General features: G+C 44.6%; 12 protein-coding genes. 10 read left to right on the forward strand and 2 right to left on the reverse strand.

Translation table 11 applies throughout. The annotated features are described in order from the left end of the window. Positions 1 to 49: 49 nt before the first annotated feature. Positions 50 to 1,210: a cysteine desulfurase family protein gene (locus NCI00_RS27240; protein ID WP_253532859.1), complete on the forward strand. Its 1,161-nt coding sequence runs from the start codon at positions 50 to 52 to the stop codon at positions 1,208 to 1,210. Here NCI00_RS27240 and NCI00_RS27245 read toward each other — a convergent pair. Continuing rightward, positions 1,207 to 2,244, reverse strand: coding sequence for a ferredoxin--NADP reductase (locus tag NCI00_RS27245; protein WP_253532861.1), 1,038 nt, complete (start codon positions 2,242 to 2,244; stop codon positions 1,207 to 1,209). The two genes, NCI00_RS27240 and NCI00_RS27245, sit on opposite strands and share 4 nt — an antisense overlap. 49 nt (positions 2,245 to 2,293) lie before the next feature. Continuing rightward, the gene (gene lysS / locus NCI00_RS27250; RefSeq protein ID WP_253532862.1) at positions 2,294 to 4,006 is read right to left on the reverse strand and encodes a lysine--tRNA ligase; all 1,713 of its coding nucleotides are present in this window, start codon (positions 4,004 to 4,006) and stop codon (positions 2,294 to 2,296) included. Between the two features lie 251 nt (positions 4,007 to 4,257). Between lysS and NCI00_RS27255 the strand changes: the two genes are divergently transcribed. The 9 genes from NCI00_RS27255 to NCI00_RS27295 form a co-directional block, all read left to right on the forward strand. After that, complete coding sequence (locus NCI00_RS27255) at positions 4,258 to 5,112, forward strand: SPFH domain-containing protein (protein ID WP_253532863.1); 855 nt, start codon at positions 4,258 to 4,260, stop codon at positions 5,110 to 5,112. A 94-nt stretch (positions 5,113 to 5,206) separates the two neighbouring features. Further along, complete coding sequence (locus NCI00_RS27260; RefSeq protein ID WP_253532864.1) at positions 5,207 to 5,383, forward strand: type II toxin-antitoxin system antitoxin; 177 nt, start codon at positions 5,207 to 5,209, stop codon at positions 5,381 to 5,383. A 61-nt stretch (positions 5,384 to 5,444) separates the two neighbouring features. Further along, positions 5,445 to 5,783 carry a PadR family transcriptional regulator gene (locus NCI00_RS27265; protein ID WP_253532865.1) on the forward strand — a complete coding sequence of 113 codons (339 nt, stop codon included), beginning with the start codon at positions 5,445 to 5,447 and terminating at the stop codon, positions 5,781 to 5,783. Beyond that, complete coding sequence (locus NCI00_RS27270; protein WP_253532866.1) at positions 5,783 to 6,445, forward strand: hypothetical protein; 663 nt, start codon at positions 5,783 to 5,785, stop codon at positions 6,443 to 6,445. Before NCI00_RS27265 ends, NCI00_RS27270 begins: the two co-directional genes overlap by 1 nt. A gap of 5 nt (positions 6,446 to 6,450) precedes the next feature. Beyond that, positions 6,451 to 7,128, forward strand: a complete 678-nt coding sequence (locus NCI00_RS27275; protein ID WP_253532867.1) for a hypothetical protein — start codon at positions 6,451 to 6,453, stop codon at positions 7,126 to 7,128. Positions 7,129 to 7,216: 88 nt separating this feature from the next. Then, positions 7,217 to 7,927, forward strand: coding sequence for an OmpA family protein (locus NCI00_RS27280; protein WP_253532868.1), 711 nt, complete (start codon positions 7,217 to 7,219; stop codon positions 7,925 to 7,927). A 27-nt stretch (positions 7,928 to 7,954) separates the two neighbouring features. Next, on the forward strand, positions 7,955 to 9,109 hold the full coding sequence (hemW, locus tag NCI00_RS27285) for a radical SAM family heme chaperone HemW (protein ID WP_253532869.1): 1,155 nt from the start codon (positions 7,955 to 7,957) through the stop codon (positions 9,107 to 9,109). Positions 9,110 to 9,202: 93 nt separating this feature from the next. Next, a complete protein-coding gene (gene mtgA, locus NCI00_RS27290; protein WP_253532871.1) occupies positions 9,203 to 9,958 on the forward strand; it encodes a monofunctional biosynthetic peptidoglycan transglycosylase in 756 nt (251 codons plus the stop codon). 255 nt (positions 9,959 to 10,213) lie between these two features. After that, on the forward strand, positions 10,214 to 12,679 hold a 2,466-nt coding region (locus NCI00_RS27295), incomplete at its 3' end, for a GEVED domain-containing protein (protein ID WP_253532872.1).

The following is a 12,679-nucleotide window of genomic DNA, read 5'->3' on the forward strand; positions in this document are numbered from 1 at the left end:
TAATTTTTCAGTGTCTTAAAACACTTCAACATCTCCCCAAACTACTCCCATGATTCGCTCCGTAGCCGACCGTGTTTATCTGGACAATGCCGCCACCACCCGTATATCCCCCGAAGTTATCGAAGCCATGCTTCCCTGGATGACGGAGCAGTACGGCAATCCATCTTCTATTCATGGACACGGACGTGTGGTGAAATCGGCCATTGAACAGGCGCGTAAAACGGTAGCGGGGTTGTTGAATACTTCTCCGGCACAGATATTTTTTACATCGGGTGGTACCGAAGCCGACAATACGGCCATTACTTGTAGTATTGATAATTATGGCTTAACGCACGCCATTACATCACCGTTGGAACACCACGCGGTATTGCATACCTTGGAATATCTGGCCAAAGCGGGCAAAATCAAGTTGAGCCTTGTGAATATCGATGCCAAAGGCCACGTAGATTTGAATCACTTGGAGGAATTACTTCAGACGAATCCGCGTTCGTTGGTATCATTGATGCACGGCAACAATGAAATTGGCAACTTGCTGGATTTGAATGTAGTAGGCGATTTGTGTGCGCAGTATAACGCTATTTTTCACAGTGATACGGTTCAAACCGTGGGGCATTTGCGTCATGATTTAAAACAACTCAAAACGCATTTTATCGTTGGAGCGGCCCATAAATTCAACGGCCCGAAAGGCGTTGGCTTCTTGTACATCAATGCCGATGTAAAAATTCACCCTTACATTCATGGTGGTTCGCAGGAGCGCAATATGCGTGGCGGAACAGAGAACGTATACGGAATTGTGGGGTTGGGAAAAGCCCTAGAAATTGCGTATCGCGACATGGACAGCCACCGTACTCATATTGAACATTTGAAAAAACGTATGATTGCGGGCTTCCGCGAAAAGATAGAAGATGTGCGTTTTAACGGTGATTGTGAAAACATGGAGCGCAGTAATTATACCGTACTGAACGTCAGCCTGCCGCCGTCGGACATCAGCGATATGTTGCTTTTTAATTTAGATATTGCCAAGATTTCAGCTTCTGGCGGAAGTGCCTGTTCTAGCGGATCAGAAGTAGGCTCGCACGTGTTAGGTGCGCTTGGCGTGGCTCCTGACCGTGGGAATGTGCGTTTTTCATTTGGAAAATATAATACCGAAGCGGATATTGATTACGCCGTAAATACCGTTGCAGAAATGTATAAAGCAGTGACGGTCTAAACATCCCACGATACGCGTACATCGGCCGTGAGTGGGTGCGCCATGCAGGTTAGCACGCGGCCGAGCGTTACTTCTTCGTCAGTGAGAATTTCGTTGTATTCCATTTCAACGACACCTTTTGCGCATTGGGCAATGCAACTTCCGCATTGGCCTGAGCGGCAGTTGTAAGGTAAAGGCAAGCCTACTTTTAATCCCGCATCCAAAATCGTTAGGTTGTTGATGACTTCAACCGTTGTGGATGTGCCTTTAAAATCAAGTGTAACAAATTGTGGTTTGTACTGCTTTGGAGTAGGGGGTTTGGTATCGACCGTATAAAATTCGCGGTGGATGCGGTCTTTGGCGAAGCCCATGGTAAGGAGGGTAATTTGTACCATAAGCATAAAATGCAACGGCCCACAGGTATAAAAAGCGGTATCGTCTTTGGCAGAAAGCAAATGTTGCTTGACAATCTCTTCCAATAACGAATTATTGAGTCGGGCTTGCTGCAGATTTTTGGCATTTCCCCAGAAAAAAACCACTTTTAGGCGGTTGGGATGTGCCGCTTGCAATTGGTTGATTTGCTCATAAAAAATCGTAGATTCGACCGTTTTGTTGCTGTAAAGAAGCGTAATGTAGGTTTGGGGTTCGGTGTAGAGAAGTTGTTTTAATAAAGAGAAAAGCGGCGTAATTCCACTGCCTGCTCCCACCAAAAACACATGGTTTGGCACCTCATGGGCTGAGATTATAAATCGTCCTGAAGGTTCCAGGGCCGTAAGTAAGTCGCCCTCTTTGGCGTAATCAAGCAATCGACGGGAAACCAATCCGTTGGGCACGCGCTTGATGGTAATCGCAGGCAGCTCATCTACTCCTGGTGCAGTCGAAAAAGAAAAAGAGCGCCTGACCTCCTGACCATATTCATCAAATAACAACGTCACAAATTGCCCTGCTTGATACTCAAAAGGAGCATCATCAATGGGCTGTAAGACAAACGTCTTTGTATCGGCTGTTTCGGGGATGATTTGCGCGATGCGGAATTTGCGAGTAGTCAGGTCCATAGGTCAGAAAGAAGGCGAGGGGTTTGCCTCGCCTTATGGTTCATTGATTTTATCCGTTTATCCAGCTCTCCACTTCCTCTTTCTTCGGCATGGGAGCTTCGATTTTCAGTTTTTTACGCAGGCCGCCCAAGTCGTTGAAGACTTTGTTGGGGTTAGCGGCTTTGAGTGCTTCGATGGTCAAAAAGCCCATTTTCTGCAACGCCGGAATCCAAATGGTCGGTACGCCCTGTGTCATGTAATCATTTTCGGATGCCACTTCGGCTTTCTTTTCGGGACGCATTTGTGGGAAGAACAATACTTCCTGAATGCTCGTCTGGTCGGTCATCATCATCGTAAGACGGTCGATGCCGATACCGATTCCCGACGTGGTCGGCATTCCGTATTCCAGTGAGCGGATGAAATCTTCGTCCATCGCCATGGCTTCTTCGTCGCCGCGCTCAGCCAGACGGAGTTGCTCCTCAAAGCGTTCACGTTGGTCGATGGGATCGTTCAGCTCAGAATAAGCGTTGGCAACTTCTTTTCCGTTGATAAACAGTTCAAATCGCTCCACCAGCCCCGGCTTGCTGCGGTGTTTTTTGGTCAACGGCGACATTTCGACGGGATAATCAATGATGAATGTCGGTTGAATCAGGTTATCTTCCACCTTAGCCCCAAAGATTTCATCTATCAATTTGGCGACGCCCATGGTCCCGTCCGTTTCGATGCCCCATTCGTTGCAATGCGCAATCAATTCGGCTTCGGTTTTTCCTTCAACATTGACTCCCGTGAATTTTTCGATGGCTTCAAAAATACTCAATCGCTCGTATGGGCCAGCAAAGTCGATTTCGTTGCCCCATGATTGTATTTTTGTTTGACCATTTACCGCCAAAGCTACTTTTTCCAGCAGTTCTTCGGTAATACTCATCATCCAGTGGTAGTCTTTGTAGGCCACGTAAAATTCCAAGGATGTAAACTCGGGGTTGTGCGTGCGGTCCATACCTTCGTTGCGAAACATTTTCCCGAATTCATACACACCGTCAAAACCACCTACGATGAGGCGTTTGAGGTACAATTCGTTAGCAATGCGCATGTACAGTGGCATATCCAACGTATTGTGGTGGGTTTTGAAAGGACGGGCCGTTGCACCGCCGTGGATGGGCTGCAAAATAGGCGTTTCTACTTCCAACCAACCTTTATCATCAAAAATACGCCGCATGGTACTGATGATTTTGGCGCGCTTTATGAAAATATCTTTGACGTGCGGATTCACAATCAAATCCACATATCGCTGACGAAAGCGCTGCTCAGGGTCTGTAAAACCGTCGTAGGTTTTTCCGTCGGCTTCTTTGACTACGGGCAGTGGTTTCAACGATTTGTTCAGGATTTTGAATTCCTGTACGTGAATGGAAATCTCGTTGGTTTGGGTCGTAAACACAAACCCTTTCACGCCAATGATGTCGCCGATGTCGAGGAGTTTTTTGAATACGATGTTGTACAGCGTTTTGTCTTCGTCGGGACACAGGTCATCGCGACGGAAATATAACTGAATACGACCGGTGCTGTCCTGAAGCTCCACAAAAGAGGCACTTCCCATGATACGGAAGCTCATCAAACGGCCAGCGATGGAGATATTTTTGTAATTAAGTTTATCGTTTTCGTAGTTTTTATGGATGTCGGCCGCGGTGACGTTGACGTCAAACGATTCGGCAGGGTAGGGGTCAATCCCCAGTTTCATCAAATCTTCGCGCTTTTGGCGGCGCAATAGTTCTTGTTCGCTTAGCATTGTATTCGGCAGTTTGCGGCACCGAAGTACCGCTTTTGACTTTTTATGAGGGCGCAAAATTAAAAAAAATAACGGTTAATCTGTGCTTTTGCTACCCTTTCGGTTGATTTTGAACGCTTTTCTTGTAAAACTAAACGGTTGGGAATTGGTTTTTCCCACTCATAAATCGGTTTTGCCTTTTATCATTGTTGTAGAGAAATTTTCGTTAAAAATGGATACTATTGTAATATCAATTTAATATCAAATATGTCATGAAAGAAAAAGAACTTACTTCTACTTCGGGTTATGCATTCATTGCGGCAATCTTGGTCCTGTGGATCTTTGGGGGAATGATAGCTGCGGGCGCACAGGCAGGTTTACTGGCCACTATTTTATTCCTTGTCGGCACGACTTTGTCGATGGGCTTAATCGTCATTAATCCCAACGAGGCTGCTGTAGCTACTTTTTTCGGGGAATACGTCGGAACCATCCGACATAATGGATTACGTTGGGTCAACCCTTTGTATCGTCGCCGTAAAATCAGTTTGCGTGCCCGCAATCTCAACGGGCCAAAACTGAAAGTGAACGATAAAATGGGCAATCCCATCGAAATTGCCGCCGTTGTGGTCTGGCACGTACAAGATACTGCCCAGGCTTCTTTTGAAGTGGATAATTACCAAAAATTTGTAGAAATTCAGTCAGAGGCAGCTATACGAAAATTGGCAGGTATGTATTGTTATGATACCATTGAAGACGAGGATGCCCAAATCACGCTGCGGGATGGTTCAGGGAAGATCAATGAAATGCTCGAACACGAACTCACCGAGCGATTGGTTCGGGCCGGGGTCGGCATCCACGAAGCGCGCATCAGTCACTTAGCCTATTCGCCAGAGATTGCGGGTGCAATGCTCCAGCGGCAGCAAGCTTCGGCGGTCGTAGCGGCTCGTAAGCAAATTGTGGACGGGGCCGTTGGAATGGTGGAAATGGCATTGGCAAAACTTTCAGAAAAAGGTATTGTACACCTTGACGAAGAGCGCAAAGCCGCTATGGTAAGCAATTTGCTGGTAGTGCTGTGCGGTGAAAAATCAGTAAGTCCGGTCATAAATGCTGGCACCTTATACAATTGACCATTTCGCTTAAATTTCTACTTTTGGGAATGTTTAAAGACATCGCTGTCTAAACATTCCCTTTGGATTTTTTGTCAATTTCATTTTCAAACCAATGGCCAACGAAAAAAAGGCGTTTGTGCTTCGCGTCAGTGCCGAAATGCTGAAAGAGTTGGAGCGGTGGGCACAGGAAGAGTTTAGAAGCACCAACGGCCAAATTGAATTTCTTCTGAGCGATGCGCTCAAAAAACGACGAAAGTCGCCAGGGAAGCTGCCGCCAGCCGCTGAATAATAGCTTAAAAAACAATACCTCAGACTTTGATGTATAAATTCCTGATGTATATATTTGCGTCATGAATAACTCTCAATTATACAAAGGAAGCCTCTCGCTCATTATCTTAAAACTACTTGAAGAAAATAAGCGAATGTATGGCTATGAAATCACCCAGAAGGTAAAAGAGCAAACCAACGGCGAATTGGTAATCAACGAAGGGGCACTGTATCCGTCGTTGCACAAACTGGAAGCGGAAGGCCTGCTGACGGTCAGCATTGAGCACGTTGGCAACCGCCCCCGCAAATACTACGCCTTAACGGAAAAAGGCGAAGCCGAAACCGTAAATCGTTTGGAAGAACTTACTGATTTTGTCAAACACATGCAATTATTGTTGAACCCCAAACTTTCCCTTGGCTGATGACGAAGGAGTTAACCCCTGCGCAAATTGATGAATTGTATGCGTTTGTAAAGCGCAAAGGCGTAGACTATTATGATCTGCAACTTGAATTGGTGGATCATTTGGCTTCTGAGATTGAACAAAAAAGAGAACAGCATCCTGGGTTGACGTTTGAGCGCGCGCTGGAAAGCGTCTATGCCGGGTTTGGGATTTTTGGCTTTACGGAAGTGGTCGAAAAAGCGCATGTGGCAGTAGCCCGTCGGAGCAATAAACTATGGTGGAGTTTCTTTAAGCAGTTTTGGAAACTGCCGCGCCTGTTCTTTACCATTGCCCTGATCGGCTTTATTTGGGGGTGTTTTCTGGAATTTGGGGTAAGGTCAGTGATCATTGTTAATGGGATTTTGGTTATGATCAGGCTTATCCATAAACTTTATGAACTGTCTCAAAAACGTTCTAAACGTAAATTAACGCCCCGAACTCCTTACGGTGACAGCCCAGTGGAAGTTGTTCAAAGCCCCTTTATTCTTCAATATCTTTATTTTTTCTCAGAAAACATTACGCTACCGCATGGATTATTGGCGGTAGCTTTTGGACTGGCTTGGGTGTCAGTATGGGCGAGTTTTGAGACAGAAGCCTATTTCATTAAAGAACAAAAACGTCTTTATCCGCAAGCTTTTGCCTGACAACTATGAAGACAGAATTGACCGCTGCCGAAATCGACGAGCTCTATGCTTTTGTAGAAAAAAAGGGCGTAAAGCCGCTGGACGTTCAGATTGAACTGGTGGACCATTTGGCTTCTGATATTGAGGATATACTATCTCACTCACCTCAAGTGACGTTTGTGGAAGCGTTATTACAGGTCCATGCCAAATTTGGGCGTTGGGGATTTGACTATTTGGTTCAACAAGCCGAAGATAACGCCCGCCGCCGTCAGGAAAAATTATTTTGGATGTTGTTTCGAGATTTCTTTCGTTGGCCCAAAGCGGTGTTTACCATCACATTGACGCTGTTGCTTTGGTGGGGATTTGATAAAGGATACTTTTCGAAAGATGTGCGGGAGGTATTGGTGCCTGCGTTGCTGGTTTTGTTCTTTGGATATGCTGGTTTTGTTGTTGTACGTCATCGACGGATGAAAAAGACGGTCACTGTGGCGATGCCTCCCTTTTGGATGGGCTCCTGTGCACAAATTCCTAGCCTTTTAAACTTTTTCTTAGGCTCGCTCTTTCAGGGATTGCCTGCTGCTCACTTTGTCGTTTTTGCTACATTCCTTATCGTAATGAGTATTTTGTGTACATGGGCAACGATTGAGGTCTATGAACGGATGCGGGTAGAAGGTAAGCGCTTATATCCGCAAGCTTTTGCTTAAAAGGGAAATTAGCTTTTTAATAGATAAAATCTTTTTGCTTTTCTACACTTCACATTTATTAACTTGGGGGCGAAAATCACTTCAAACAATGAAAATCACCTCCCTTTTTTGGGCCCTGTACGCATGTTTTTCTATTACGACATTTGCGCAGGAAAGTGCAAAACCAGCAGAATATTATGTTTTGATTGATGCCACACATATAGAAACAAAACAACCCGTCTCAAGTGCTAAATTTTTTGTGACCGATGAAGAAGGCAAACGCGTTTTTGAATTACAGGCCGATGCCGCTGGCAAGGCTTCGGCCAAACTTCCGCGTAAAGCCAATTACCTCGTAGAATGCATTGCGGAAGGCTTTATGACGCTTATTTTGCCCATTCGTGATTTGCGTCCTCAAAATGTGGTACAGTTTAAAATGATTCCAGCCAAGAAGGAAGTGGAAACTTTTGCTCAACTCGAAAAAGGCAAAACCATCACACTGAAAAATATTTATTTTGACCGCAGTAGTCCTGTGCTTCGCGCCGACTCACAGCCCGAATTGGATGCGCTGGCCGAAGCATTGCACCAAAACCCTACAGTCCGTATTGAAATACGCGGTCATACCGACAATGCTGGTGATTTTGACCTGAACGTAAAACTTTCTCAAGAGCGCTGCCAAGCGGTAGAAGCCTATCTAATCAAAAAAGGAATTCAACGCTCGCGTCTTCAAAGCAAAGGACGCGGAAGCCTTGACCCAATTGCCCCCAATACGTCTGAAGAAAACAGAAAAAAGAACCGCCGGGTGGAGTTTGTGGTATTGTGATGGGAGGCTTTTGCGTAATTTTGCAATATGCATCTGTACCTCCATATTCCTTTCTGCAAGCAAGCTTGTCATTATTGTGATTTTCATTTCAGTACTAGTCTGAAGTCGAAAGCAGAATTGGTGACGGCCATTTGTCGTGAAATAGTGCTTCAAAAAGATTATTTGCCCACGCGTGAGCTCGAAACCATTTACTTTGGGGGAGGAACGCCCTCGTTGCTGACAGAGGCAGAATTAGGGCAAATTTTTGAAACCATTCACCAAATTTACCACGTTCAGCCGTCGGCCGAAATTACCTTGGAGGCCAACCCAGATGATTTAACTTCCCAAAAACTCCTTTCGTTACGGCCTTTTATTAATCGCCTCAGTATCGGGCTGCAGTCGTTTCATGAACCGTATTTGCGTTTTATGAATCGGGCGCACAACGCAGTTGAATCAGAAGCCTCGGTAAAACGGGCGCAAGATTATGGTTTTCATAACTTGACCATTGATTTGATGTACGGGATGAGCGAAACACAATTGGGAATAAAATATATACCGACAGCTTCTGATGAGCAATTATGGCAGAGGGATTTGGAAATGGCCGTTGCCTTAAATACCCCCCACATTTCGGCCTACAATCTAACCATTGAGCCCAAAACAGCTTTGGGAAATTGGCTCAAAAAGGGGAAAATAAATCCCGTAGATGAGGAGGTATCGGCGCGCCATTTTGAGCAAATGTTCACGTACCTTGACTCAAAGGACTACGAGCAATATGAAATCTCCAATTTTGCCCGCGATGGTCAGTACGCTCGGCACAACAGCAGCTATTGGAAGCGTCGTTCTTATTTGGGGGTCGGTCCAAGTGCGCATTCGTTTAATGGAACTTCGAGGCACTACAACATTGCCAATAATGCCCTTTACATTCAGTCAATTAAAGCGGGGAATCTGCCTTTTGAAGCTGAAATCCTGAGCCCTTTTGATCAGGTAAATGATTATCTCCTCACTAGCCTACGCACGATTTGGGGGTGCGATTTAGGAATTATTCAACAACTGGCGGGAATTGATTTGAGGGAAACACAAAAAAAATATATGACGACGTTTATGGATAATGGGTGGATATTTATTGACAATGGCGTTTTGTTTCTTACACCCAAAGGTAAATTATTTGCCGACCGAATTGCGTCAGATTTATTCGTTATCTGAGGAGTTTGCCAGATGTATAATTTTTGTGCCACCTAATTTTTAAATCATCTCTTTAATTTTTAATATATTTAATAGCTCAACAAAGACATTTTTATGGCCGCTAATCGTATTCGTCCTGCTACCGCCACCGCACCGAAATCTAAGCCTGCTTCTGCTGGGTGGCGTTCACTTATTGTGCGGATTTTACTCAAAACAATTCTTTATTTTGTGATTGGCTCAGTGATATGGGTAACGGTTTTAAAGTTTGTTCCCGTTTGGGTTACGCCATTGATGATTGCCCGAAAAATGGAGGCCATTTCAGAAGGGCGTAGTAGTAAAATTTATTCAGATTGGACACCGATGAGTGAGATGTCTAAAGAGGCGCCGTTGTCAGTCGTAGCTTCTGAAGATCAGTTGTTTCCAGAACATTGGGGATTTGACTTTAAATCAATGGGCAATGCTTTCAAACACAACCTCCGAGGGAAAAAAATCAGGGGGGCCAGCACTATTTCTCAGCAGGTGGCCAAAAACGTATTTCTCTGGCAAGGACGTAGTTACATTCGAAAAGGATTGGAAGCGTATTTTACGGTCTTGATTGAAATAATATGGGGAAAAGAACGCATTTTGGAGGTATACTTAAACGTAGCCGAAACAGGCAATATGACTTTTGGGTATGGGGCGGCGGCGCAGCGTTTTTTTTATAAACCAGCCTCATCTTTGACCCGAAATGAAGCGGCAAGGATTGCGGCGGTGCTACCAAGTCCGCTTCGTTTTTCGGCCAAAAATCCATCCAGTTATGTGCAACGGCGTACGGCCCAAATAGCGCGCCAAATGCGGATGCTGGGTCGCGACTATATCCTTAATTTATAAATTTATTAAATATTTTTACTTATCTCTTGGATAATAGATAAAAAACATATTATTTGGTCGTATAAAACAATTAGTCAAACAATTATTAGTTGACTTAGTTTATCTAATATTGACATACTAATTGCTGAAAAATTAAAAAATTACCCTACTTATTCAAAAAATTCTTGGATTTGTTCAATAATAAATCCAAGAAGTAAATTTTACACCCATGAAATAAATCATGGGGTATGATTGAAAATTTTAAAAGTAGGGCATATGAAATTAAATATTTTTCGCTTTTTTATTTTGATAATGATATTAAGCGGGCTGTGGATTTGTAGCAACGCTACCGCACAGATTGTACCTTGTGCTGTGACCGACCCATCTAGTGAAAGTATCATCGCTCTGGAAAAAAGGCTTTTGAAATTAAAAAGTCAATTCGTTAAAAATGCCCAGACTTCGGGCGTGACGGAGGTTCAGTACATCCCTATCAAAGCGCATATTATTCGTAAAAGCGATGGAACTGGAGGCCTCAGCTTGGCGGATTTAAACACTGCATTGGTGCAGGTTAATCGCCATTTTCAGAATATAGGTTTGGGGCTGCAACTTTATTTTGCTGGTCTTCCCCACATCATCAATAATACTACTTACTACGACTATATCAACACGGACGAGCAGGCATTATTGAATACCAATAGTGTTTCGAATGCAATCAATATCTACTTTCCCAACAGTATTAGTTTTGGCTCAATGAAGGTTGCAGGCTATGCTTATTTCCCGAGCAAATTAAGTATTTCAAACAATCTCTTCGTGCAGGCGCAGGTTGCAACGGATAATCACACGTTTGCGCATGAAATGGGGCATTATTTTAATTTACTACACACATTTCAAAACAGTGATAATACAAATAATGAAGAACGAGAATATGTAACACGTAGTCCGGCGCAGGGGGCAAATTGCACACTAAAGGGGGATTTATTGTGCGATACACCCGCTGATCCTTACGGACGGGATTCGGTCACCATCCAAGGCTGTACTTATACTGGAACCGCGCGTGACCCACAGGGGCAATTATACGCCCCATCCTTATCAAATATAATGTCTTATTATCCGTTGAGTTGTGGCAGCGATTTTACCCCAGGCCAATCTGCACGAATGGCCGACGGTTTTCTGCTACGTACTGACCCCTCCAATCAATATAATTTTTCTGGTGGGTCTACGGTAACGGGTGGTAGTATACCAGGAAATTTGACGGCAAAGCTGTTAGCTTCAGGGTGTTCTTTGACCTTTGATGATAACTCTTCCGATGAGGCAGGCTTCGTCATCGAGCGATCTAGCATTTCAGCAGCAGAGGGTTTTATGCCGATTGGTGGCTTACCTCCCAACACAACCAATTACATAGACCAAACAATTACCTCGTACACAAATTACTATTATCGTGTCAAAGCTTCTAATTCTTCTGTGCAATATAGTGAGGTGCTTCCAGTTTCAACAGCCCTAAATTACTGTGTACCTAAATATACCTACCCTTGTAGCACTACGGCAGTTCTTATAAATGAATTTGTATTGAAGCAAGGAACAACGACTATTATTAATAATAAGGACTCAAATTGTTCCCCCGCCAACTATGGAGACTACACGAGTACTGCCTACCCCGTAACGGCTGGGAATACTTATACTTTTACTATTGGACAAAGTGCGGGTACTTATTATGACCAACATGTGTCTGTGTGGGCAGATTTTGACCAAGATGGTTATTTTGAATTAAACGAAAGGGTGTATCGAAGTGATAGTTTAGCGTCGATGCCTCGTATGAATCCAACGGCATCCGGGTCCTTTCTTATACCTAGCTCCGTTCAAGGATTAGTACGGGTTCGGGTACGTTCAGGTTATAATTTTGGAGCTGGTAGTGCTGTCACAGATCCATGCGGGCTACTTTCTTTTGGTGAAGCTGAAGACTATATGTTACAGGTAACATCTATGTCTCCTCCAACAATCACTACAAATACAGTTACTCCAAGTCCTGTATGTGCGGGGAGTACAATCAATGTGGGATTTACGGCGGTTAATCTTTCATCGACCTCTTATGCCGTACAGCTTTCTGATAATACTGGAAATAATTTTATTACTCTTCCTACTACTGGTACAGCAAGTCCGCTAATCGCTGAGATACCAGTAAATATAACTTCTGGAACGGGTTATAAGGTAAGGGTTATTTCCAATTCTCCCAGCGTCACTGGGTCAGCAAGTAGTACATTTACGATCAATGCGCTGCCTTCTCCCCCAGGAGTAGTTACGCCCGTAAGTTACTGTCAAGGCCAAACAGCGTCTGCTTTGAGCGCCGTTGGCACAAACCTAAAATGGTATTTGGCAGCTTCTGGGGGTGTTGGCAGCAGTACCGCGCCCACGCCCTCCACGGCCAGCAGTGGAACGCTGAGTTATTGGGTAACCCAAACGGTGAACAGCTGCGAAAGCACTCGCACAAAGATAGACGTGGTTGTAACGGCCCCTCCCTCCCCCCCAGGAGTAGTTACGCCCGTAAGTTACTGTCAAGGCCAAACAGCGTCTGCTTTGAGCGCCGTTGGCACAAATCTAAAATGGTATTTGGCAGCTTCTGGGGGTGTTGGCAGCAGTACCGCGCCCACGCCCTCCACGGCCAGCAGTGGAACGCTGAGTTATTGGGTAACCCAAACGGTGAACAGCTGCGAAAGCACTCGCACAAAGATAGACGTGGTTGTAACG

It is taken from the genome of Runella salmonicolor (assembly GCF_024158025.1).
Classification (GTDB): domain Bacteria; phylum Bacteroidota; class Bacteroidia; order Cytophagales; family Spirosomataceae; genus Runella; species Runella salmonicolor.

What these genes read in the sequence shown, in the direction of transcription:
- lysS (WP_253532862.1), bottom strand. Translation starts at nt 4,006, where the DNA reads ATGCTAAGCGAACAAGAACTATTGCGCCGCCAAAAGCGCGAAGATTTG.
- NCI00_RS27265 (WP_253532865.1), top strand. Translation starts at nt 5,445, where the DNA reads ATGAATAACTCTCAATTATACAAAGGAAGCCTCTCGCTCATTATCTTA.
- NCI00_RS27245 (WP_253532861.1), bottom strand. Translation starts at nt 2,244, where the DNA reads ATGGACCTGACTACTCGCAAATTCCGCATCGCGCAAATCATCCCCGAA.
- NCI00_RS27260 (WP_253532864.1), top strand. Translation starts at nt 5,207, where the DNA reads ATGGCCAACGAAAAAAAGGCGTTTGTGCTTCGCGTCAGTGCCGAAATG.
- NCI00_RS27280 (WP_253532868.1), top strand. Translation starts at nt 7,217, where the DNA reads ATGAAAATCACCTCCCTTTTTTGGGCCCTGTACGCATGTTTTTCTATT.
- mtgA (WP_253532871.1), top strand. Translation starts at nt 9,203, where the DNA reads ATGGCCGCTAATCGTATTCGTCCTGCTACCGCCACCGCACCGAAATCT.
- NCI00_RS27255 (WP_253532863.1), top strand. Translation starts at nt 4,258, where the DNA reads ATGAAAGAAAAAGAACTTACTTCTACTTCGGGTTATGCATTCATTGCG.
- hemW (WP_253532869.1), top strand. Translation starts at nt 7,955, where the DNA reads ATGCATCTGTACCTCCATATTCCTTTCTGCAAGCAAGCTTGTCATTAT.
- NCI00_RS27270 (WP_253532866.1), top strand. Translation starts at nt 5,783, where the DNA reads ATGACGAAGGAGTTAACCCCTGCGCAAATTGATGAATTGTATGCGTTT.
- NCI00_RS27240 (WP_253532859.1), top strand. Translation starts at nt 50, where the DNA reads ATGATTCGCTCCGTAGCCGACCGTGTTTATCTGGACAATGCCGCCACC.
- NCI00_RS27275 (WP_253532867.1), top strand. Translation starts at nt 6,451, where the DNA reads ATGAAGACAGAATTGACCGCTGCCGAAATCGACGAGCTCTATGCTTTT.